Here is a 23,225-nt window from a genome sequence, read left to right as displayed (position 1 = left end):
CAGGCGACCCCACCCTCACAACGTCCGGTCCAGGTCGTCCAGCGCGTCGTTCCACGCCCGGGCCAGGACCGTGGGCACCTCGCCCTCGAGGGCGGAGGCGACGGCCGCGCGGAGCTCGCGGCGTACGTCCGGGGTGAGCGGCAGGCGGGGGAAGGCGTCGCCGATGACGTCGCCCATCGCCTGGCCGGACCGGCGGGCCAGGTCGAGGCCGTCGGTGACGTAGCGGGCCAGGTAGGGGTGGACCAGGTCGGCCTGCTCCCAGCCCCAGAACCCGGCGGCGACGGCGTCGAACTCATGGCTGCCGAGGTCGCCGCTCATCAGCCGCTCCCACGCCTCGGCCTTCGCCTCGGCGGTGGGCACGGCCGCGCGGGCGGTGAGGGCGGCGTGGTGGCCCGCGACGGACTTGTCGCGGTCGGCCTCGGCGTCGATGAACGACGCGTCGCCCAGCTCTGCGAGCCGGTGGACGGCCGCCCAGCGGACGGTCTGGTCGACGTCGTCGCGGCCCAGCCAGTCGGTGAGGAAGCCCGCGTCGGCGCTGAGCCGGGCGAGCACCCGTGACGCCCCCGGAGCGAGGGCAGGGTCGCCCCCCTCGACGGCACCGCGGGCGATGTCGGCCACCACGGCCAGGTGCGCGGCGACCTCCGCGGGCGCGTCGTAGCGCCGGATGACGAGCTGAAGGTTGCGCACGACCCCCTCGAAGACCAGCGGGTGGGTCTCGGGGCGCAGGTGCCGGTCGGCGAGCGCGACCAGGTCGTCGACCGGGATCACCCGCGCCTCGCAGAGGTCGATCGCGGTCCACCAGAGCATCGCCCGCGTCAGCTGCGACTCCACCGACGACAGGCCGGCGGTGATCGCCGCCCACGACTCGTCGTCGGGGCGGATCACGGCGAAGGTCTCGTCGCCGGAGTTGGGGACCACGACCCGGCCGGCGAACTCCTCGAGCCGGACCGGCTCGTCGCCCAGCTGGACGTCGCGGGAGCCGACGAGCCGCATCGCGTCGTCGTACGCCGAGACGGTGAGGCGGTGCGGCCGCGAGCCCTCGCGGGAGAGGACCGGCACGCCGCCGTCACGGGTCACGACGAGGGTGTCGAAGCCGGTCGTGCGCAGCCATGCCGCCGCCCAGGCCCGGACGTCGTGCTCCGTCGCGGAGTCGAGCGAGTCGAGGAAGGCGGCGAGGTCAGCGTTGCCGAACGCGTGGGTGGTGAGGTGCGTGTTGACCCCGGCGAGGAAGTCCTCCTCACCCAGCCAGTGGCCGAGCTGCGCGAGGGCGGAGTTGCCCTTGGCGTAGGTGATCATGTCGAAGTTGGCGAAGGCGGTGTCGACGTCGACCACCTTCTCGGTGTCCTCCGCGATCGGGTGCGTGGAGCGACGCCGGTCCGCGCGGTAGCCGGTCGGCTTGCGGGTGATCGCGGCCGAGGTCCACGCGTCGGTGTAGCCGGCCGCGCTCCCCGCGACGTCGAAGCCCATGAAGTCGGCGAACGACTCGTTGAGCCACGAGTCCTCCCACCACCTCATGGTCACCAGGTCGCCGAACCACATGTGCGCCATCTCGTGGGCGATCGTCGAGGCGACCCACTCCCGCTCGAGCTCGGTGGGCGTGCCCGGCGGGAGGTAGGCGTCGCGGAAGACCACGCACCCGGGGAACTCCATCGCACCCCAGTTGAGCCCCGGCGCGAAGACCTGCTGGTAGTCGGCGTAGGGGTACTCCGGCTCGAAGACGGTCGTGTAGTGCTGGAAGCAGGCGCTGGTGATGCGGCGCAGCTCGTCGGCGTCGCGGCGCAGCTCGCGCTCCTGCGAGGCGCGGGCGTGCCAGCCGAACGGCAGGGTGCCGCCCGGCGCGGGGGCGTACGGCTCGTCCCACGTCACCGACACCCAGGGACCGCCGACGAGGGTGAAGAGGTACGACGAGAAGGGTGGGGTGGTGGCGAACGTCCAGGTGTCGCCAGTGTCGCCCGGCTCGCGCCCCTCGAGCAGTCCGTTGGCCAGCACGGTCCAGTGCGACGGCGCCGTGACGCGCAGCGCGAACGTCGACTTGATGTCGGGCTGGTCGAAGCAGGGGACGACCTTCTGGGCGATGTCCATCGACGTGTGCGCGCACACGTAGCGCTCGCCGTCGGCGGGGTCGACCGTGACGGTCATGCCGTCGCCGTCGGTGACGTAGGGCATCCGCGCGGTGACGCGGACCGTGTTGTCCTCGCCCAGGCCGATCAGCGCGATGCGCCCGTCGGCGTAGGGAGCCGGCTCGCCGTCCAGGGTGACGTCCGAGGCGCCGTTGAGCTCCAGGAAGGAGTCGGCGCCCGGACGGGTGCAGCGGAAGGAGATCGTCGCCTCGACACCGAAGTCCTCCGTGGAGGTGAGGTCGAGGTGGAGCCGGGTGTGGACGTCGGTCAGCAGGTCGGCGCGCTCACGCGCCTCGGGGAGCATCAGGGGCACCGGGCCACCCTAGTGACCGGCTCCAGCGACGTGCTCCGGCCCGCGCCCGCGACCTGCGCGCGGCTGGCGGGCCGCTGGGGGGCGGGGATTCGACCGCGCCCGCCGTACGGTCTAGAGTTCCTGAGTTGCCTCGGCGAGGGAGCCCATCGGACGACTGGGACTCCGTGATCGACTGGGCCGGCCGCCCCATCGCGCCGCGCTCTCGATCCGGAGCGCGGCGTTCGTCGTCTTCGGAGCGCCGGGCCCCACAGCCTCCACCGACCCGACCCAGGAGAAGATGATGTCTGCCCCCGAGAAGATCGCCGCCGAGCCCCGCACCGAGTTCGGCAAGGGCGCCGCCCGCCGCATCCGCCGCGAGAACAAGATCCCCGCCGTCATCTACGGCCACGGCAACGAGCCGGTCCACGTGATCCTGCCCGGCCACCAGACGATGATGGCCCTCAAGCACGGTGGCGCCAACGCGCTGCTCGCGCTCGACGTCGACGGCTCCGAGCAGCTCGCGCTGACCAAGGACGTCCAGATCGACCCGATCCGCCGCGTCATCGAGCACCTCGACTTCGTGGCCGTCCGCCGCGGCGAGAAGGTCACCGTCGACGTCCCGATCCACGTCGTGGGCGAGGCCGCCTCCGAGACGCTGGTCGTCAACGAGAACACCGTCGTCTCCGTCGAGGCCGAGGCCACCCACATCCCCGAGTTCTTCGAGGTCTCCGTCGAGGGCGCCGCCGCCGGAACCCAGATCCTCGCCAAGGACCTGGACCTCCCCTCGGGCACCACGCTGCTCGCCGACGAGGACCTGCTCATCGTCAACGTGACCGAGCAGATCTCCGCCGAGGCCCTCGAGGCCGAGCTGGAGGAGGCCGAGGCCGACGCCGGCATCGAGCACGACGTCTCCGACGCCGAGATCGCCGAGGCGCAGGAGGAGGCCATCGCGGCCGACTCCGGCGAGTCGGCCGAGTCGGGCGACTCCGACTCCGAGTGACGTGACCGGGCACTTCGTGCCCGTGTCGACCGCCGACCGGGCGGTTCGTGCCGCTACACGGGCACGAACCGCCCGGTCGCTGCGCGTGACGGGCACGACGTGCCCGGTCGGCGCGCCGGACAGGACTGGAAGGATGACCCCATGAGTGAGGCAGCGGACGGCGTGTGGCTGGTGGTCGGCCTGGGCAACCCCGGCCCGGCCTACGCCGGGCACCGCCACAACATCGGCTACCTCGTCGCCGACGAGCTCGCGAGCCGGATGGGGAGCCCGTTCCGGAGCCACAAGACCGGCCGCGCCGACGTCGTCGAGGGCCGGCTCTCGCTGGGCGGCCCGCGCGTGGTGCTGGCCCGCGGCCGCGGCTACATGAACGAGTCCGGCGGGCCGGTGAAGGCGCTCGCCACGTTCTACAAGGTCGCCCCCGACCACGTCATCGCGATCCACGACGAGCTCGACATCGCCTTCGGGACGCTGCGGATCAAGCTCGGCGGCGGCGACAACGGCCACAACGGGCTCAAGTCCATGCGCTCCTCGCTCGGCACGGGCGACTTCTACCGGGTGCGGGCCGGCATCGGCCGCCCGCCCGGTCGCCAGGACGTGGCCGACTTCGTGCTGTCCAACTACTCCACGACCGAGCGCAAGGAGCTGCCGTTCCAGGTCTCCGACGCCGCCGACGCGGTCGAGTCGATCATCACCGACGGGCTCGAGAAGACCCAGCAGCGCTTCAACTCCTGACCCGACGGGTCGAGCCGCCCCACGGCGTGCTCCCCAATTCTGGCGATAGCCCCCGCGTGCGGGCCTCGACCGGCGTCCGGATCCACAAGATCTGACTGTGCCGGCGTGGGGTCCGGCACTCGACGTGGGGAGTTGCTGGTGGCTGTTGCGAGCGTCATCATCCCGGCGCACAACGAAGCGGCCACCATCGGGCGCAACCTGCGTGCGCTGCGGGAGGGCACGAGCGGCGCCGAGCTGGACGTGGTCGTGGTGTGCAACGGGTGCACCGACCACACCGCCGAGGCCGCCCGACAGGCCGACCCGCAGGCCCGCGTCATCGAGATCCAGCAGCCGTCCAAGGCGGAGGCGGTGCGGGTCGGCAACGCCGCGACCGACGTCTTCCCGCGGATCCACCTCGACGCCGACATCGAGCTCACCGGCGCCGCCGCGCTGCGGCTGATCGAGCCCATCACCGCCGAGCAGGTGCTGGCCACCGCCCCGCGGCGCGACGTGCCGCGCACCGGCTGCTCGCGCTGGGTGCGGTGGTACTACGACGTCTGGGAGGCGCTGCCCCAGGTCGAGTCCGGCCTCTTCGGCCGCGGCGTCGTCGTCCTGTCCGAGCAGGCGCAGGCGCGCGTCAGCGCGCTGCCCCGGATGATGAGCGACGACCTCGGCATGTCCGACTCCTTCAGCGGGACCGAGCGTCGCGTCGTGCCCGGCGCGGTCGCCGTGGTCCACCCGCCGCGCACCCTGCGCGACCTCGTACGACGCCGCGTGCGCATCGCCACCGGCAACGCCCAGGCCGGCCGGCTCGGCGTCCGCCGCCCGGCCTCGCGCACCGGCGTCCGCACCCTCCTGGGCCTGGCCGTCAGCCGGCCCGGCCTGGCCCTCCGACTCCCGGTGTTCGTGGCAGTCCACGCCGCCGCCCAGCTGGGCGCCCGCAGGGCGCTGAAGGCCGGGGACTTCACCACCTGGCAACGAGACGAGAGCTCCCGCACATGACAACGCTGTCCCATCCGAAGCCCCGCAGGGCAGGCGGCGCCTTCGTCGCCCCCACCGCCACCGTCGAGGACGGCGCCCGCGTCGGGCCCGGCTCACAGGTGTGGGACCTGTCGGTCGTCCGCGCCGGCGCCGAGGTGGGGGCCGACACGGTCCTCGGCCGCGGTGTCTACATCGGACCCGGTGCCCGCCTCGGCGAGCGCTGCAAGGTGCAGAACCAGGCGCTGGTCTACGAGCCGGCCGTGCTGGAGGACGGCGTGTTCATCGGCCCCGCCGTGGTGCTGACCAACGACACCTACCCGCGCGCCGTGACCCCCGAGGGCCGGCTCAAGGGCAGCGACGACTGGGAGGCGGTCGGAGTGACCGTGCGCGAGGGCGCCGCCGTCGGCGCCCGCGCCGTGTGCATCGCACCGGTGACCATCGGACGCTGGGCCAGCGTCGGTGCGGGAGCGGTCGTGACGCGCGACGTGCCCGACCACGCGCTCGTCGTGGGGGCCCCGGCGCGCCGGGTCGGCTGGGTCGGCCGCAGCGGAGTGCCGCTGGTGTCGGACACCCGGGACCGGTGGATCTGCCCGGTGTCGGCAGAGGTGTACGTGGAGATCGACGGACGACTGGAGGAGGCACGATGAGCGGGAGCTCGAGCAGCACGGTGGGCAGCAGGGGGAGGCTCGGCGTCGCCGTCATCGGCGCGGGCTACTGGGGACCCAACCTGGTCCGCAACTTCGGCGGCTCCGCCGACTGGGACGTCAGGCTGGTGTGCGACCTCGACCTCGAGCGCGCCCGCAAGGTCGCCGGTCCCCACATCGAGGTGACCGACAGCGTCCAGCGGGTGCTCGACGACCCGAGCGTCGACGCGGTCGCCATCGCCACCCCGGCCCGTACGCACCACGGCATCGCGCTCGAGGCGCTGCGCGCCGGCAAGCACGTCCTGGTCGAGAAGCCACTGGCCGACAGCGTGGCCAGCGGCCGCGCGATGGTCGACCTGGCCGAGGCGCAGGGCCTGGTCCTGATGACCGACCACACCTACTGCTACACCCCGGCCGTGCAGAAGATGCGCGAGCTGGTGGTGACCGGCGAGCTGGGCAAGGTCCACTTCGTCGACTCGGTGCGGATCAACCTCGGGCTGGTCCAGCCCGACATCGACGTCCTGTGGGACCTCGCGCCGCACGACCTCGCGATCCTCGACTTCGTGCTCCCGGGCGGGCTCCCGACGACGGGCATCGGCGCGACGGGCGCCGACCCGATCGGCGCGGGCCGCGCGTGCGTCGGCCACCTGACGCTGCCGCTGCCGGAGGACGGTCTCGCGCACGTGCACGTCAACTGGCTCAGCCCCACCAAGATCCGCCAGATGGTGATCGGCGGGTCCCGCCGCACCCTGGTCTGGGACGACCTCAACCCGCAGCAGCGGCTGAGCATCTACGACCGGGGCGTCGACCTCGCCCGGACGTCGGTGGGCGGCAGCGACCGCACAGCCTCGTCGGTGTCCTACCGGCTCGGCGACACCTGGTCGCCCGCCCTGCCCGAGCGCGAGGCGCTCGGCTCGATGGTCACCGAGTTCGCCGCCGCCGTCCGCGAGGGCCGCCCGGCGCTGACCGACGGCCGCTCCGGGCTCCGGGTCCTCGAGGTGCTGGAGCAGGCCTCGCACCGGCTCGCCGCGCAGGCCGGCACGACGTACGACGCCGGCGCGATGGTCCCGGCCGGACCATCGCCGTCCCCGTCCGCCGCTCCCGAGCCGGTGCTGGAGGTCGTGCGATGAGCAACCTCGACGGACGCCGCGTCCTGGTGACGGGCGGTGCCGGGTTCATCGGCAGCCAGCTCGTCACGACGCTGCTGGACACGACCGGGGCCGCCCACGTGCGGGTGCTCGACTCGCTCGCCACCGGCACGCTGGAGAACCTCGCGCACCTCCACGACCACGTCGAGGACGACCGGCTCCAGGTCCGGGTCGGCGACGTCGTCTCCGACGCCGATGAGGCGCTCGAGGACGTCGATGTCGTCTTCCACCTCGCCTGCCTCGGCGTGCGGCACAGCCTGCACGACCCGATGGGCAACCATCGCGCCAACGCCGAGGGGTCGCTGGTGCTGCTGCAGTCCGCGCTGCACCGCGACGTCGACCGGTTCGTGCACGTCAGCTCGAGCGAGGTCTACGGCACCGCCCAGTACGCCCCCATGGACGAGCTGCACCCGACGCACCCGGAGACGGTCTACGGAGGGGGCAAGCTCGCCGGCGAGGCCTACGCCCGGGCCCACTGGCGCACCTACGGCATGCCCGTCGTGGTCGCCCGGCCGTTCAACACCTACGGCCCGCGCAGCCACTTCGAGGGCGACAGCGGCGAGGTGATCCCGCGCAGCATCGTGCGCGCGCTCTGCGGCCTGCCCGCGCTGGTCTTCGGCGACGGGGAGCAGTCGCGCGACTTCACCCACGTGCGCGACACCGCGGCCGGCCTGGTTGCCCTCGCCGAGTGCGACGCCGCGGTGGGGGAGACCCTCAACCTCGGCTCGGGCTCGGAGGTGAGCATCAACGACCTCGCCACGCTCGTGGCGCGCGTCGTGGGGCTGGAGGGTCCGGCTGCCACGCACCTCGACGCACGGCCCGGCGACGTACGACGTCTCATCGTCGACGACTCACGGATGCGCTCGCTCACCGGCTGGCGGGCGAGCGTGGACTTCGCGGAGGGCGTCGAGGAGCTCGTCGCCTGGTTCCGCACCCGCCCGCAGTCGCCCGAGGAGATGCTCGCGCGCATCGAGGACCGGAACTGGGTGCCGGCATGACGGACACCGTGCAGCACCCCGTGCAGCACCCCGTGCAGCACCCCGTGGAGCCTCGGACCGAGCCCGTGCTGCACGTCATGCAGCCGTGGCTCGGCGAGGAGGAGGTGGCCGCCGTCGCGGAGGTCATCCGCTCCGGCTGGGTGGCGCAGGGACCGCGGGTGGCCGCGTTCGAGGCCGCCTTCGCCGAGAGTCAGCAGGCCGCGCACGCGGTCGCGGTCAGCAACTGCACCACTGCGCTGCACCTCGCCCTCGTGGTCGCCGGGATCGGCGCCGGCGACGAGGTGGTCGTGCCGTCCTTCTCCTTCGTCGCCACGGCCAACGCCCCGACCTACGTCGGCGCGGTCCCGGTCTTCGCCGACGTCGATCCCACGACCGGCAACGTCACCCCCGCCACGATCGCCGCGGCGGTCACCGCTCGGACGCGTGCGGTGATCGCCGTGGACCAGGGCGGGATGCCGCTCGACCTGCGCGCCATCCGGGCCTGGTGCGACCCGCTCGGCATCACCGTCATCGAGGACGCCGCCTGCGCCGCGGGATCCACGGCCCACGGCCGTCCGGCGGGGTCGGAGGCGGAGATCGCCGCCTGGTCCTTCCACCCGCGCAAGGTGCTCACGACGGGGGAGGGCGGGATGCTCACCACCTCCCGCGCCGACTGGGCCGAGCGGGCCCGCCGGCTCCGCGAGCACGCCATGAGCAGCTCGGCCGCCGAGCGGCACGCGAGCGTGCTGGCCCCACCGGAGTCCTACTCCGAGATCGGCTTCAACTTCCGGATGACCGACATCCAGGCGGCCGTCGGGCTGGTCCAGCTGTCTCGGCTGCCGGCGATGGTCGCCCGCCGCCGCGAGCTCGCCGCCCGCTACGCCGACGTGGTGGCCGAGCTGCCCGGCCTGCGGCTCGTGGCGGACCCGGCGTGGGGCACGAGCAACTTCCAGTCCTGCTGGCTCGAGGTGCTCGACGACCACCCGATGGACCGCGAGGAGCTCATGGCGCACCTGGCCGGAGCAGGCATCTCGGCGCGGCGGGGCATCATGGCCGCCCACCGGCAGCCGGCCCACGCGCACCGCGACCACGTCCCGCTCCCCGTGACCGAGCGGCTCACCGACCGCACGGTGATCCTGCCGCTGTTCCACCAGATGACCGAGTCCGAGCTCACCCGCGTCTCTGACGCGCTCGGTGCGGCGTGGCGAGCATGAGCGGCCTGGTCCTGGTCGGCGCCAGCGGACTGGCGCGCGAGGCCACCGCAGTGGCGGTCCTGACGAACCACGACGGCCCCGTCAGCATCGTGGACGACAACACGGCCACGTGGGGCACACTCCACGGCCTGACGCCCGTGCTCGGCTCCGTCGACCTGGTCCCGGGACTCGTCGACCACGAGGTCGTGCTCGCCATGGGCCGCGGCGGGCACCGGCGACGGGTCGCCACCCGGCTGGGCATGCTCGGGCTGGCCCCGGAGCGCTACACCTCGATCATCCACCCGCGGATCGTGCTGCCCGGCAGCTGCCACATCGGCACCGGCTCGATCGCCCTCGACGGGGTGGTCCTGACCGCCGACGTCGAGGTCGGCGAGCACGTGGTGCTGATGCCGCACGTCACGCTGACCCACGGCGACGTGGTGGAGGACTACGCCACCCTCTGCGCCGGGGTGTCCCTCGGCGGCGACGTCCACGTGGGAGAAGCCGCCTACATCGGCATGAACGCCTCCGTGCGCCAAGGCGTACGCATCGGCGCAGGAGCCACTGTCGGGATGGGGTCCGTGGTCCTCTCCGACGTCCCGGCAGGACAGACCTGGGTGGGCGTCCCCGCCCGCCCCATCCGGACAGGAGTCCTCGCATGAACGCGCACGTCCCCTTCGTCGACCTCGCCTCCCAGCACGCCGAGATCGCCGCCGAGGTGCAGGCCGGCATGGCCGCGGTGTTCGCTGCCACCGCCTTCGTCGACGGACCCCCGGTCGCCGACTTCGAGCACGAGTACGCCGACTTCGTCGGGGCCGAGCACTGCATCGGCGTCGGCAACGGCACCGACGCCGTGGAGCTCGCGCTGCGCGCGGTCGGCGTCGGACCCGGCGGCGAGGTGCTGCTGCCGGCCAACACGTTCGTGGCGACGGCCGAGGCCGTCTCGCGCATCGGGGCCGTCCCGGTGCCCGTGGACGTCGACGACGACCGGCTGCTGCTCGACCCCGACCGGGTGGAGGCGGCCATCACCGAGCGGACGCAGGCCGTGGTGGCGGTGCACCTCTTCGGCCAGCTGGCCCCCATGGAGCGGCTCGCCGCGATCTGCGAGGCGGCCGGGGTGCCGCTCGTCGAGGACGCCGCCCAGTCCCAGGGGGCGCGGGTGGGCGGACGCCGGGCCGGTGGCCTCGGGGCGATCGCGGCCACCAGCTTCTACCCGGGCAAGAACCTCGGCGCCGCCGGCGACGCCGGCGCCGTCACCACCGACGACGCGACGATGGCCGCCGAGGTGCGGCGGCTGCGCAACCACGGGTCCTCGACCCGCTACGTCCACGACGTGATCGGGATGAACTCGCGCCTCGACACCGTGCAGGCCGTCTACCTGCGCGCCAAGCTCGACCGGCTGGAGAAGTGGAACGAGCTGCGCGTGCGCGCCGCCGCCCGCTACGACGCCCTGCTGGCCGACGTCCCCGGCGTGCGCCGCCCGCTCCTCGGCGCGGAGGGCCAGCACGTGTGGCACCTCTACGTCGTCCGGGTCGCCGAGCGCGACCGGGTGCTCGCCGAGCTGTCCCGCGCGGGCATCGGGGCGGGCATCCACTACCCCTACCCCGTGCACCTCACCGGCGCCTACGCCCACCTCGGTCTCGGGCCCGGCACGGCGCCGGTGGCGGAGGCCGCCGCGGGCGAGATCCTCTCGCTGCCCATGCACCCGCACCTCACCGAGGCGATGCAGGACCGGGTCGTCGAGGTCCTGCGCTCGGCCGTCCGGGGGGACACCGCATGACGACGCTGCTCGTGGCCAACGACGGTGGTCATCTCATGCAGCTGCACACGCTGCGCCCTCGGCTCGGCGTGGGCGACGACGTCGTGTGGGTCACCCCACGGACGCCGCAGACGGAGTCCCTCCTCGCCGGGGAGCGCGTGCACTGGGCCATGCCCTGCCCGCCGCGCGACACCGCGGCCCTCGCCCGCAACGCCCTCGCCTGCCGCCGGCTCTTCAAGGACCACGACGTCTCGCTGGTCGTGAGCACCGGCGCGGCCCTGGCGCTCGCGGTGCTGCCGCAGGCCCGCCTGCGCGGCATCGAGACGGTCTACATCGAGAGCGCCACCAGGCTGGATGCGCCCTCCCTGTCCGGCCGCGCCCTCGCGATGGTGCCCGGGATCACCACGTTCAGCCAGTCCAGCTCGCTGACACGCGGGCACTGGCAGTACCTCGCCTCCCCGTGGGAGCTGTACGACACCGTGCCCACCGAGCCCCGCCCGGTGCGCTCGATGGTCGTCAGCCTCGGCACCCAGGAGGGCTACGGCTTCCGCCGCCTGCTGGACCGGCTGGTGGCCATCGTCCCCGCGGGCACCGAGGTGCTCTGGCAGACGGGCGGCACCGACACCACCGGCCTCGACATCGATGCCCGCACGCGGGTCCCGTCGGAGGAGATGGCCGCGGCGATCCGCGCGGCCGATGTCGTCGTGGCCCACGCCGGGACCGGCATCGCACTCATGGCCCTGGAGAACGGGCGCTGCCCCATCCTGGTGCCCCGCCGGTCGATGCACGGCGAGCACGTGGACGACCACCAGCTCACCATCGCGCTCGAGCTCGCGCTGCGCGACCTGTGCATCTCGCGCGACGCCGACAGCCTCAAGGAGCGCGACCTCGTCGCCGCCGCCGCACGGACGGTCACCAAGGTGAGCGACCCGCCGCAGCTGCGGATCACCTCCGTCCCGCTGCCGCGCCCCCGCTCGGGCGGGGCGGTCGCCGCGGCCACAGCCGCCGCAGTGGCGGCAGCCGAGGTGTGAGCCCGGCCGTGCGCCGGGTGCGGGCACCGAAAAGTGGGGATATCGCCCGCCGGCAGGCACAGGCCGGGGCTGGGGCGACCAGGATCAGGACGGCGGCACCTGCCGCGCGGTGGAGGGGTGTGTGATGGCATGGCCAGGTCGATGACGGCTCGAGTGCGTTCGTGGGGCATGCGCGCGTCGGCCCTCCTGCTCGTGGGGACGCTCAACGCACTGGTGGGCCCCGCACTCCTCGGCGGGCCCGCGCCTGCCAACGCGGCGGACCCCTGCGCTCCCGGGGGCAACAAGATCGCCTGCGAGAACCTGCAGCGCGGGACCGACCCGGACGTGTGGGACATCGACGGCGCCGGCGACCCGGAGATCCAGGGGTTCGCGACCGACATCTCGGTCAACGTCGGCCAGCGGATCGACTTCAAGATCGACACCTCCGCGTCGGCCTACACCATCGACATCTACCGCATGGGTTACTACGGCGGCCTCGGTGCCCGCAAGATCACCTCGGTGGCCCCCAGCGCCCGCCTGCCCCAGACGCAGCCCAGCTGCATCACCGACGTGCAGACCGACCTCTACGACTGCGGCAACTGGGGGGTCTCCGCCTCGTGGAACGTCCCGGCCACCGCGGTCTCGGGCGTCTACATCGCCCACCTCAAGCGCGCGACCGGCGACGGCAGCCACATCACGTTCATCGTGCGCGACGACGCCAGCACCTCCGACGTCGTCTTCCAGACCGCCGACCCGACCTGGCAGGCCTACAACACCTACGGCGGCGCGTACTTCTACGGCGGCGGCTCGCACGGGCGCGCCTACCAGGTCAGCTACAACCGCCCCATGCTCACGCGGGGCCGCGAGCACGGCCGCGACTTCTTCATGTCGGCGGAGTACGCCATGGTCCGCTTCATGGAGCGCAACGGCTACGACGTCTCCTACATCGCCGGCGTCGACACCGACCGTCGCGGCCACCTCATCAAGAACCACAAGGTGTTCTTGTCGGTGGGTCACGACGAGTACTGGAGCAAGGCCCAGCGGGCCAACATGGAGGCCGCCCGCGACGCCGGTGTGCACCTGCAGTTCCTGGCCGGCAACGAGGGCTACTGGAAGACCCGCTACCAGCCCTCGATCGACGGCAGCAACACCGCCTACCGCACCCTCACCTCCTACAAGGAGACCTGGAGCAGCGCCAAGATCGACCCGGACCCCGAGTGGACCGGCACCTTCCGCGACCCGCGGTTCGCGCCCCCGAGCCGCGGGGCCGGCGTGCCCGAGAACGCCCTGATCGGCACCCAGTACCAGGTCAACTTCAGCGACCTCGCCGTCAAGGTGAGCGCCGACGAGGGCAAGCTGCGCCTGTGGCGCCACACGCCGCTCGCCTCGATGTCCAGCGGGACGGCGACGCTCGCGCCGCACACGGTCGGCTACGAGTCCAACGAGGACGTCGACAACGGACACCGGCCCGACGGACTGGTGCGCCTGTCCACCACTGTCGGGCAGGTCCCGGAGTACCTCCAGGACTTCGGCAACACGGTGGCCGCCGGCACCACGAGGCACAACCTGACGCTCTACAAGGCGCCCAGCGGTGCGCTGGTGTTCAGCGCCGGCTCCGTGCAGTGGACGTGGGGCCTGGACGAGGAGCACGACTCGGTCTACGCCAAGGAGCCCGCCGACCCGCGTATGCAGCAGGCCCAGGTCAACCTCTTCGCCGACATGGGCGTCCAGCCGAGCACCCTGATGAGCGGCCTGGTGGCCGCCACCAAGTCGAGCGACACGACCGGTCCGACGGCGACCATCACGAGCCCCGCCGCGGGGGCCGACCAGCCCAACGGCCAGTCCGTCACGGTGACCGGCACGGCCACCGACGCGGGCGGTGGTCGCGTGGCCGGGGTCGAGGTCTCCGTCGACGGGGGTGACACCTGGAGCGCCGCCACCGGCACCACGAGCTGGACCTACACCTTCCTGCAGCGCGGCCTCGGCAGCACACCGGTCCGGGTCCGGGCGATGGACGACTCGGCCAACATCGGGCCCGTGGTCACGCGGGCGTTCAACGCCCAGTGCCCGTGCAGCATCTTCGGTGCCGAGGCGCCCAAGGTCGCCGCCGCCGACGACTCGTCCGGCGTCGAGCTGGGGGTGCGCTTCGTGGCGCTGGCCGACGGCTTCGTGACCGGGGTCCGCTTCTACAAGGGTGCGGGCAACACCGGCACCCACGTCGGGTCGCTCTGGTCGAGCTCGGGCGAGCGGCTGGGTCAGGCGACCTTCGGCAACGAGTCCGCCACCGGCTGGCAGACCGTGCAGTTCCAGACCCCCGTGACGGTCACTGCGGGGCAGTCCTACGTGGCCTCCTACACCGCCCCCAACGGCCACTACGCCCTCGAGACGTGGGGCTTCGCGGCCCGCTCGCGCGAGACGGGTGCGCTGCTGGTCGAGGGCGGCTACGGCGCTCCGGCCGGCGGCCTCTACGCCAATCCGGGGCAGTTCCCCGACGCGAGCCAGAACAACGCCAACTACTTCGTCGACGTCACCTTCACCACCACCGACAGCTCCGCGCTGCTCGCGATGAACCAGTCACCGCTGCCCGGCTCCTCGAGCACGCCGACCGGCACGACGGTCAGCGCCAAGTTCTCCAAGCCGCTCACCCCGGGCTCCGCCGGCCTGACGCTCAAGGACGCCAACGGCGCCGCCGTCGCGGGCACCACGACCTACGACGCCACGACCCGGACCGTCACCTTCACGCCGGCCGGCCCACTCGCCGGCTTCGTGAAGCACACGGCCAAGGTCACCGGCACCGACACCTCCGGCAACCCCGTCGCCTCCGGCGACACCTGGTCGTTCACGACCGTGAAGCCGCCCAACCCGCCCGGGGTGTGCCCGTGCACGCTGTTCGACGACTCGCTCACCCCGACGCTCCTCGAGGACGCCGACCGCTCCCCGGTCACCCTCGGCGTGCGGTTCACGCCGGACACCAACGGGCAGGTGACGGGCGTGCGGTTCTACAAGGGCATCAACAACACCGGGCCGCACACCGGCACGCTCTGGGGGCCTGACGGCAGTCCGATGGCGAGCGGCACGTTCGCCGACGAGTCGACGACCGGATGGCAGACGCTCACGTTCCCCTCGCCGATCTCGGTGCGCCAGGGCACGACCTACGTCGCGTCCTACCGCACGACCGTGGGCCGCTACTCCGCCACGCCCAACGCCTTCGCGGCGGCCGACCTGTCCAGGTCGCCGCTGCGCGTGGGGCCGACGGCGGGCGCCTACACCTACGACACCGGCTTCCCGGGCAGCTCGTCCTCGACCAGCTACCTCGTCGACGTCGTGTTCGAGAAGGTCGCACCGGCGATCGCGCTGACCGGACAGGACCCTGCCCCGGGAGCGATCGGCGTGCCGCGCGGCTCGAAGGTCAAGGTGGGCTTCACGAACCCCATCGGGACCGGGTGGTCCATGACCGTCAGCAGCGCGGGGTCCACCCTGCCCGGCTCCGCGGCCCTGAGCCCGTCCGGGACGGAGCTCGTGTGGACGCCCACCGGCCAGCTGCCCGCCGATGCGACGATCGCGGTGAGCCTGACCGGAGTGGTCTCCCAGGACGGCGCGGCCCTGGCACCCCAGTCATGGACGTTCCAGACCCGCAGCGCCGACTCGCTGACCGAGCAGACACTCTTCAGCGACGAGGTGCCGGCGGTCGAGTCCGCGGCCGACGGAGCCCCGGTGGAGCTCGGGGTGGCGCTGACGCCGAGCCGGAACGGCGTCATCACCGCGATCCGGTTCTACAAGGGAGCCGGCAACACCGGGACCCACACCGGTTCGCTGTGGGGCCCCGACGGCAAGCGCATCACGCAGGCGACCTTCATCGGGGAGACCGCCTCGGGATGGCAGACCGCTCTGCTGTCGCCCCCCGTGCCAGTGCAGGCAGGGACGCGCTACGTGGCGTCCTACTACGCGCCGGCTGGTCATTACTCCTACACCCAGAACTTCTTCTCCGGCCCGTGGACGTCCGGTGACCTGACTGCGCCCCAGGCCGACAACGGCCGCTACCTCTACGGCACCGGCGGAGGGTTCCCGAGCTACTCGTGGGGCGGGGCCAACTACTTCGTGGACGTGGTCTTCGAGCGCGACGCCGCCAGCATCGCCGTCGGCTCCCGCTCGCCGGCTGCCGGGGCGACCGACGTCGCCCTCACCGCGAGGCCGTCGATCACGCTCACGGCGCCGGTGGCCGACGGCTGGTCGCTGTCGCTCAGCAACGGCAGCGGCGACGTGCCGGGCGCCGCTGCGCTCTCGCCCGACGGCAGGACGATCACGTTCACCCCGACGGACCCGCTGAGTCCCGACACCGACTACACCGCGACCCTCGCGGGGGTGACCTCGACCGACGGGGCCGTCCTGCCCACGCAGACCTGGACGATGCGCACCGTCGCGGCGGGCACCACCTCGCTCTTCGACGGGTTGACGCCCGCGACGCAGGCGGTCAACGACCCGGACGCCGTGGAGCTGGGCACGGCGTTCACGGCCTCGCAGGACGGGTTGGTGACGGCTGTGAGGTTCTTCAAGGGCGCCGGCAACACGGGCACCCACACCGGGTCGCTGTGGAACGCCGAGGGCGAGCGGATCGGCCACGTGACCTTCACGGACGAGACGGCAAGCGGATGGCAGACGGCGCCGTTCACCACGCCGGTCGAGGTCGTCGCGGGGGAGACCTACGTCGTGTCCTACCACGCCCCGGACGGGCGCTACTCCGCGACGTCGGGCTACTTCTCCGAGCCCCACGTGGCCGGCCCGCTGACGGCCCCGTCCGGCAACAACGGGCGCTACCGCTACGGCTCGGGCGGCGTGGTCCCGAACCAGTCGCACGCGGCCACCAACTACTTCGTGGACGTGGTGTTCCGCGCGTCGCAGTGACGTCGGACGACGCATCCACGAGCCGACCAGGGGGCGGGCCGTGACAGTGGGGGAGACAGCAGTGGGGGACACCACCGCGCCACCAGGCGCAGCGGAGCCCGGCACCGGGAGCGAGGACGTGCGCCGGGAGGTCGGACGCGGCGTCGTCTGGGCGGCCGTCGGCAACATCGTCATGCGCGTGGCCGGCATCCTCGTGACCGCCGTCGTCGCGAGGATCCTGTCCCCGGACGAGTTCGGCGTGTTCGCCATCGCCCTGGCCGTCTTCGTAGTCGTCACGAGCCTGGCGGAGCTGGGCATGGCATCGGCGGTCGCCCGCTCGGCCCTCGAGCCGGACGAGATCGCCGGGACCGTGTCGTCGATCTCGATCCTGGTCAGCCTGGGCCTCGCCACGTCGATGGCCGTGTTCGCCGGCCCCCTCGCAGTCCTCGTCGGCATGCCCGACGCAGAGGGTCCGATCCGCGTCATGTCGATCTGCCTGGCCCTCACCGGCGTCTTCGCCGTACCCGGCGCCCAGCTGGTCCGCGACTTCCGCCAGGACCGCATCCTGCTGGGGACCCTCGCCGGGTTCGTCCCGGCCAACGTGGTCCTCGTGGTGCTGGCCCTGATGGACCAGGGAGCCATGGCGTTCGCCTGGTCGCGCGTCGTCGGCCAGGTCGTGACCGGGCTGGTGTTCGTCGCGTGCCTCCGGCGCCGCTACCGCCCCGAGTGGCGACGCGAGCACGTCGTCCCGCTGCTGCGGTTCGGGCTGCCGCTGGCCCTGGCCAACCTGATCAACTGGACGCTGCTCAACGCCGACTACCTCGTGATCGGCCGCCTGCTGACGGCCGAGCAGGTCGGCGTCTACATGATCGCCTTCACCGTCGCCAACTGGTCCACGGCCGTGCTCGGCTCGGTGCTCAACGGAGTGGTGCTGCCCGCGTTCGGCCGCGTCGGCGACGACCCCGAGCGCCTGGTCGAGTCGCTGGTGTCGGCCACCCGGCTGGTCGCGCTCGTGGCCCTGCCGGTCGCCACCTGCACCACGGCCATGGCGCCGAGCCTGGTCCGGACGGTGTTCGGCGAGACCTGGGCCGGTGCGGCGCCGGTGCTGGCCGTGCTGGCCGTCTACGGCGCCTGCTTCGCCTTCACCCTCCTCCACGTCAACCTGCTCGTGGCCATCGGCGCGACCGCCCAGCTGCTCGCGGTGCAGCTCGCCTGGGTCGCCGCCCTGGTCCCGGCCATGGTCTGGGGGATCGAGGTCGGCGGCCTGGTCGGCGCCGCGTGGGCGCACGTCGTGGTCGTGCTCGTGGTGTCGCTGCCGGGCTACCTCTGGGCGATGCGGTCCCGTCTCGGGCGGCTGCCCGCGGCCCTCGGCCTCACCCTGGTCCGCCCCGCGCTGGCCGCCGGGCTCGCCGGCGCTGCCGCCTGGCTCTGCGACCGCTGGATCCCGGATCCGGCCACCGGGCTCCTCGTCGGCGGAGCGGTGGCCGTCGGCGTCTACCTCGTCGCGGCCCGCTCCATGATCGAGCAGGACCTGCCGGAGGCCGGCCGGGTGCTGCGACGGCTCGGCGGCGCGCTGACGCGGCGCCGCACCCCGGCCGGGGGAGCGCACCGGTGACCGCGCTGCGCATCGGGTTCGTGCTGGAGGGGCTGGCGCTCGGCGGCTGCCCCATCAACGCCCTCGACCTCGCCCGCGAGCTCCGCGCCCAGGGCCACCACGTGGTCGTCATGGCGATCGACGAGCAGGTGCGGGTGTCCGTGGTGCCCTATGCCGAGCAGTCCGGCTTCGAGCTCGTCCGGATCCCGGCCGGTGCGGGACTCGTCGGCCGTGCCCGCCACCTCCGGCGGATCGCCCGCGAGCACGACCTCGACGTGCTGCACGTCTTCGCCTCGTGGCTCGGGCGCAGCGCGGTGCTGGCGTGCGGGCTGAGCAGCCGGGTCCCGGTCGTGCTCAACTGGCTGATGGACAACGAGTTCACCACCACCGCGCGCACCTCGCTCGTGGTGGGCACAGGAGGCCTGCACCGCGAGGCCGTGGCGGTCCACGGGTCGCGGTCCTACCTCCTCGAGCCTCCGGTGGACCTGGCCCGCGACCGGCCCGACGACGAGGCCGGCAGGCGCTTCCGCATCGAGCACGGACTGGGTGCGGACGAGCTGGTCCTGGTGCTCGTCAGCCGGATCGACGCGCTGTCCCCGGAGCAGGCGGCCCACGGCGTCCCGAAGCTCCCCGGCATCCTGCTCGCCATGGACGCCCTGCTGGCACCGGGTGCCCCGGCCGCGCGGCTGGTCCTGGTGGGCGACGGCAGCGGGATGGAGCAGGTGGCGGAGCGGGCGGCGGAGGTCAACCGGCTGCTCGGACGCGAGGCCGTCGTGCTCACGGGTGCGCTGGCCGACCCGCACCCCGCCTACGCCGCCGCCGACGTCGGCCTGGCCATGGGCGGGTCCGCACTGCGGGTGATGGCCCACGGGCGTCCCCTGCTGGTCCTCGGCGACCGCGGCTTCAGCCGGATCTTCAGCCCGGAGACCGTCGAGCAGTTCCTCGCCGACGGCTATTACGGCACCGTCGCACCGGCCGATCCGGTCGCGAACCTCCTCGCCCAGCTCGACCTGCTCCGCGGGGAGGGCGAGCGTCGTCGGCTCGGCGCGTGGGGCCGCGACCACGTCCGCGCACGCCACGGGCTGGAGGCGGGCGCCGACCACCTGGCGGCGATCTACCGCGAGAGCCTCGCCCACGAGGACGCGTGGTGGCAGCGGCTGGCCGACCTCGGCTACCTCACCGGACGCGACGTGCTGGGCCGCCTCAGCCGCCGCGCCGGTCCGCTCCGGGCGCTGCGCGGGGCCACCTCGTGAGCCGCGTCCTGCTCGTCAGCCACGAGGCGTCGCGCACCGGTGCTCCCCGCATCGCTGCCCTGGTGGCCCGCGGCCTCGTCGAGCAGGGCCACCGGGTGCGGATCGTCTCGCAGCGACCCGGGCCGCTCGTCGAGGACTTCGCGGCCGTCGCACCGACCCGCGTGACACCGCTGTGGCGGACGCTGCGACGGGCGTGGGCCCGCCCGGGCCGCGTACGGTCGCGTGCCGCCGCCCTGCTCGAGGTCGGTACGGCGATCGCCGTCGTCGCCGCGCACCGCCCCGACCTGGTCTACGTGAACTCGACGTCGTCCGCCGCCTACGTCCGCGCCGCGACCCTGCTCCGCCACCCCGCCGTCCTCCACGTGCACGAGTCCGGCGAGGTGCTGCGCGGCTTCCTGGGACGCGTCGGGATCGACGGGCTGCCCGGCGGCGACGTCCGGCTCGTCGCCTGCTCGCCCAGCGTCGCCGACGCCCTGGTCGGCCTCGGCGCCGCCTCCGAGGATCTCGACCTCCTGCTCTCGATCCCCGACGCCACACGGCTCGCCGGCGCCGCGCAGCAGCCGACGAAGCCGCCGCGGGCCGTGGTGGTGGGCTGCCTGGGAGCGGTGGAGCACCGCAAGGGCGTCGACCTGTGGCTGCAGGTCGCGCGGTCGCTGCTCGACTCCGCCCCGCCCGGCAGCCTGCGGTTCGTGTGGGTCGGGGGCGGTGACCCGCCCGCCGGGGCCGCCGCCCTCGCCGGGGTGGAGTTCGCGGGCGCCTCCGCCGATCCCGCCGCCGACATGGCGCGCTTCGACATCATGACCCTGCCCTCGCGCGACGACCCGTTCCCGCTCGTGGTGATGGAGGCGATGCTCCTCGGCAAGCCGGTCGTGGCCTTCGACGTCGGCGGTGTCTCCCACCAGCTCGGAGACGCGGGGGTGCTCGTCCCGCCCGAGGACGTCGAGTCCTTCGCCCGCGAGGTGGCCGCCCTGGTCGCCGACGCCGGACGCCGCGAGGAGCTCGGCGCACGCGGCCGCGAGCGCGCCGCCACCTTGTTCTCGTGGGAGTCGTTCGAGGCGGGGCTCGGCCAGGTCCTGGCCAAGGCCGCTCGCTGAGGGCCGGTCGCGCTCAGCGAGGAGGCGCCGGCGACGTCGGTGCCGACTCCGCTGACCCCTCCGGCGACGACTCCGGCGAGGGCTCGGCGGTGGACCCCGACCCGGGTGCCGTGCGCTCGGCCGCCTGCAGCCGCCGCATGGCGCCGGCGATCCCCAGGACGAGGAAGACGCAGGCCGAGGTCTGCGGGAACGCGAAGGTGTCGAAGAACGCCAGGCAGCTCGCGCCCGCCACGATGGATGCCATGACCGCGCGCGCCAGCAGACGGCCGTCGTGGTCCGTCGTCGCGAGGGCGCGTCGAGCGGCGAGGATCCCGGCGGTGAGCACGGCGAGGAACCCGAGGAGGCCCACGACGCCGCCCTCGATGAGCAGCCCGAGGTAGCCGTTGTCGAGGATCCAGTACTTCGGCAGGAAGGTCCCGAAGCCGCGGCCGATGACCGGGCTGTTGGCGACGAACTCCGAGGCGATCTCGTAGCTGCCCGTGCGCGAGGACACGCTCGGGTCCTCGTCGGCGTCGGAGAACAGGCCGAGGATCGTGCCGAGCAGGCCCGGCACGGCGAGGTACATCGCGACGGAGGCGACGCCCATGATGGCGAGCGCCTGCAGCCGCTGGCGGTTGGTCCAGGACAGGGCCATCACCATCAGCCCGACGAGGGCGCACAGGTAGGCCGACCGGGACACCGACAGGTAGATGGACAGCACCATCGGCACGAGCAGCAGCCGGAAGACCCACCGCCGGCGGTGGTCGCCGCTCGCCAGGGCGATCATGATCGGGAGCGCCATCGCGAGCACGACGCCGTACTCGATGGCGCTGGCCGAGGTGCCGCTCGGCCGGGCGAAGCCGGCCCGGGCGCCCAGCTCGACGACCGCACCCGGGGTCAGGCCGGGGATGGACAGCCGGTCGATCCACAGCTGGTGGGTGACGTACTGGACGAAGCCGAGGACCGCGACCGCCCCGGCGGCCAGGGCAAGGCGGCGCAGCAGCGCGTGCAACCGCTCCGTCGAGCTGATGCCGTCGTTGGCCGTGAGCAGGATGCCGGCCATGCCGACCAGCCGGAGGATGCCGTTGTCGGCGACGCTGATCTCGTCGCTGGGGATCGGTCCGGCCATGGCGTTGGCGTAGACCATCAGCATGATCAGCAGCCAGCCGAGCATCGCTGCGCGCACCGGCTGGAGCCCGACACCGCTCACCTCCGTGCGGCGGACGTGGAACCACACCCACCAGAAGAAGGCCGCGATGCCGAGCAGGTTGGCCGGGCTGCCGGCGCTGCCCAGCGCAGGCACGACCATGGACGACGGGATCAGCCACAGCAGCACCAGGTAGAGGGTCAGGACCGTCGTCGCGTCGGCGCCGCGACGGGTGTCGGTGCCCTCGACGCCGACGAACGCCGTCCCTGTCCCGCTCATCGGTTCTTGCCGGGGGCTCTCGTCCTCGGCCTCGTGACGGGGGTCGCCGACCACGGTCCGCGCTCCCTGGCCTGGGGACCGTTGAGGCCCATCAGGCTGGGCGGCGTCTCGCCGTTGCCGCCGCGGTGGGCGTCGCGGGCCGAGTCGCCCCTCCGGGTCGCACGGGACCACCTCGACCGGGCGGGACTCACCGCCATCTCGGAGGCCAGCGGTATCCGGTAGGTGTAGATCGGCATCGGCACCTCCTCGGCGGGCGCGTCCTCCTCGACCGGACCGTCAGCCTCGTCGGCGGTCCCGGCCTCGTCGCCCGGGTCGTCCACGCCGAGCGAGGTGACCTGCTCGACCGGCTCGTCGTCCGGTCCGTCCGGGTCCTCCTCGGCAGCGCGCGCCGCGTCCTGCTGGGCCCTGCTGCGGGCGCGCACGCCGAGCAGCGAGTCGACCAGGGCCAGCAGCAGCAGGCCGAGACCACCGGCCGCGGCTGCGGTGAGGAGGCCGGCGCGGATCTGGTTCTTGCGCACGATCGCGGGCCGCGCGTCCTGGGTGAGCTTGCGGGCCGTGACGAAGCCGTCCTCGCTGAGGCCGAGCCCCTCCTGGAGGTCGACCAGGATGAGCGGCACGCGCGCCATCAGGTCGTCCAGGGCCGCGGCGGCACCGGTCGAGGTGCCTCCCTCGACCGTGAACAGGATGATCGGGGCGCTGTTGGTGAAGTCGGGGGTGGCCTCGTAGGACATCCCGGGGAACTGCTCGCCCCAGTCTGTCTGGACGGTGCGCGACTTGAGCGTCCGGATGACCACGTCGCGCGCCTGGGCGACGCCGGCGAGCTCGAGGTAGGGGTTGCCGACCGTCTTGGTGGCTCCCTCCGACCGGATGGAGCTGGCCGGTGGGAACACCAGCGCGGACCCCTCCGCCTCATAGCTCGGCCCGACGTCGCGCACGACGTAGGCCGTTGCGGCGACCGTCAGTGCCATCACCACCAGTGAGAGGTACCAGCGCCGGCGCAGCGTGCGCCAGAAGACCTTGAGCTCCACGCTGCCCCCTTGTGCGTCTGCGTGTTCTTCCCCAAGCAGGGATGGTTCCACGCACCACGGCGGCCGACGGCGGTGAGAAGACCCTGTCCCGCATATGGGGTATGTGGTCCGCGCCCGCCCGGCGGCGGGCCCGGT

17 protein-coding genes are annotated in these 23,225 nt (G+C 73.2%); 14 read left to right on the top strand and 3 right to left on the bottom strand.

All coding sequences use genetic code 11. The features are described from left to right. Nucleotides 1–15: 15 nt before the first annotated feature. Nucleotides 16–2,424, bottom strand: a complete 2,409-nt coding sequence (gene pepN, locus HN031_RS03205) for an aminopeptidase N (RefSeq protein ID WP_253943125.1) — start codon at nt 2,422–2,424, stop codon at nt 16–18. A 289-nt stretch (nt 2,425–2,713) separates the two neighbouring features. Here pepN and HN031_RS03200 point away from each other — a divergent pair, with 289 nt between their 5' ends. The 14 genes from HN031_RS03200 (at nt 2,714) to HN031_RS03135 (ending at nt 20,657) form a co-directional block, all read left to right on the top strand. Further along, nucleotides 2,714–3,412, top strand: a complete 699-nt coding sequence (locus tag HN031_RS03200; protein ID WP_172266255.1) for a 50S ribosomal protein L25/general stress protein Ctc — start codon at nt 2,714–2,716, stop codon at nt 3,410–3,412. Between the two features lie 141 nt (nt 3,413–3,553). Then, entirely contained in the window at nt 3,554–4,144 is a 591-nt protein-coding gene (pth, locus tag HN031_RS03195; protein WP_172266252.1) for an aminoacyl-tRNA hydrolase, read from the top strand. A gap of 138 nt (nt 4,145–4,282) precedes the next feature. Continuing rightward, a complete protein-coding gene (locus tag HN031_RS03190; protein WP_172266249.1) occupies nt 4,283–5,125 on the top strand; it encodes a glycosyltransferase in 843 nt (280 codons plus the stop codon). Further along, nucleotides 5,122–5,751 (top strand): acyltransferase, encoded by a 630-nt coding sequence (locus tag HN031_RS03185; RefSeq protein WP_172266246.1) that lies wholly within the window; start codon nt 5,122–5,124, stop codon nt 5,749–5,751. Before HN031_RS03190 ends, HN031_RS03185 begins: the two co-directional genes overlap by 4 nt. Further along, nucleotides 5,748–6,878, top strand: a complete 1,131-nt coding sequence (locus HN031_RS03180) for a Gfo/Idh/MocA family protein (protein WP_172266243.1) — start codon at nt 5,748–5,750, stop codon at nt 6,876–6,878. The genes HN031_RS03185 and HN031_RS03180 overlap by 4 nt, the downstream gene beginning before the upstream one ends. Further along, nucleotides 6,875–7,894: a dTDP-glucose 4,6-dehydratase gene (locus HN031_RS03175; RefSeq protein WP_172266240.1), complete on the top strand. Its 1,020-nt coding sequence runs from the start codon at nt 6,875–6,877 to the stop codon at nt 7,892–7,894. Before HN031_RS03180 ends, HN031_RS03175 begins: the two co-directional genes overlap by 4 nt. Then, nucleotides 7,891–9,087: a DegT/DnrJ/EryC1/StrS aminotransferase family protein gene (locus HN031_RS03170; protein WP_216652037.1), complete on the top strand. Its 1,197-nt coding sequence runs from the start codon at nt 7,891–7,893 to the stop codon at nt 9,085–9,087. The genes HN031_RS03175 and HN031_RS03170 overlap by 4 nt, the downstream gene beginning before the upstream one ends. Next, a complete protein-coding gene (locus tag HN031_RS03165; RefSeq protein WP_172266237.1) occupies nt 9,084–9,728 on the top strand; it encodes a NeuD/PglB/VioB family sugar acetyltransferase in 645 nt (214 codons plus the stop codon). The genes HN031_RS03170 and HN031_RS03165 overlap by 4 nt, the downstream gene beginning before the upstream one ends. Continuing rightward, nucleotides 9,725–10,846: a DegT/DnrJ/EryC1/StrS aminotransferase family protein gene (locus HN031_RS03160; RefSeq protein WP_172266234.1), complete on the top strand. Its 1,122-nt coding sequence runs from the start codon at nt 9,725–9,727 to the stop codon at nt 10,844–10,846. Before HN031_RS03165 ends, HN031_RS03160 begins: the two co-directional genes overlap by 4 nt. Then, nucleotides 10,843–11,856 carry a glycosyltransferase gene (locus HN031_RS03155; protein ID WP_172266231.1) on the top strand — a complete coding sequence of 338 codons (1,014 nt, stop codon included), beginning with the start codon at nt 10,843–10,845 and terminating at the stop codon, nt 11,854–11,856. Before HN031_RS03160 ends, HN031_RS03155 begins: the two co-directional genes overlap by 4 nt. Before the next feature lie 141 nt (nt 11,857–11,997). Beyond that, nucleotides 11,998–16,737: a DUF4082 domain-containing protein gene (locus HN031_RS03150; protein WP_253943011.1), complete on the top strand. Its 4,740-nt coding sequence runs from the start codon at nt 11,998–12,000 to the stop codon at nt 16,735–16,737. A gap of 118 nt (nt 16,738–16,855) precedes the next feature. Next, on the top strand, nt 16,856–18,331 hold the full coding sequence (locus HN031_RS03145; RefSeq protein WP_172266228.1) for an oligosaccharide flippase family protein: 1,476 nt from the start codon (nt 16,856–16,858) through the stop codon (nt 18,329–18,331). After that, complete coding sequence (locus HN031_RS03140) at nt 18,328–19,563, top strand: glycosyltransferase (RefSeq protein ID WP_172266225.1); 1,236 nt, start codon at nt 18,328–18,330, stop codon at nt 19,561–19,563. Before HN031_RS03145 ends, HN031_RS03140 begins: the two co-directional genes overlap by 4 nt. Next, complete coding sequence (locus tag HN031_RS03135; RefSeq protein WP_172266222.1) at nt 19,560–20,657, top strand: glycosyltransferase family 4 protein; 1,098 nt, start codon at nt 19,560–19,562, stop codon at nt 20,655–20,657. The genes HN031_RS03140 and HN031_RS03135 overlap by 4 nt, the downstream gene beginning before the upstream one ends. A 13-nt stretch (nt 20,658–20,670) precedes the next feature. Here HN031_RS03135 and HN031_RS03130 read toward each other — a convergent pair whose 3' ends face one another. Then, nucleotides 20,671–22,062: an O-antigen ligase gene (locus HN031_RS03130; RefSeq protein WP_172266219.1), complete on the bottom strand. Its 1,392-nt coding sequence runs from the start codon at nt 22,060–22,062 to the stop codon at nt 20,671–20,673. Beyond that, the gene (locus tag HN031_RS03125; RefSeq protein WP_172266216.1) at nt 22,059–23,090 is read right to left on the bottom strand and encodes a hypothetical protein; all 1,032 of its coding nucleotides are present in this window, start codon (nt 23,088–23,090) and stop codon (nt 22,059–22,061) included. The genes HN031_RS03130 and HN031_RS03125 overlap by 4 nt, the downstream gene beginning before the upstream one ends. Nucleotides 23,091–23,225: the final 135 nt, after the last annotated feature.

The organism is Nocardioides sp. zg-1308, from assembly GCF_013155375.1.
Taxonomy (GTDB): Bacteria; Actinomycetota; Actinomycetes; order Propionibacteriales; family Nocardioidaceae; genus Nocardioides; species Nocardioides renjunii.
The sequence above is the reverse complement of the archived record's forward strand: the minus strand, read 5'-3'. Positions and strand labels throughout refer to the sequence as shown.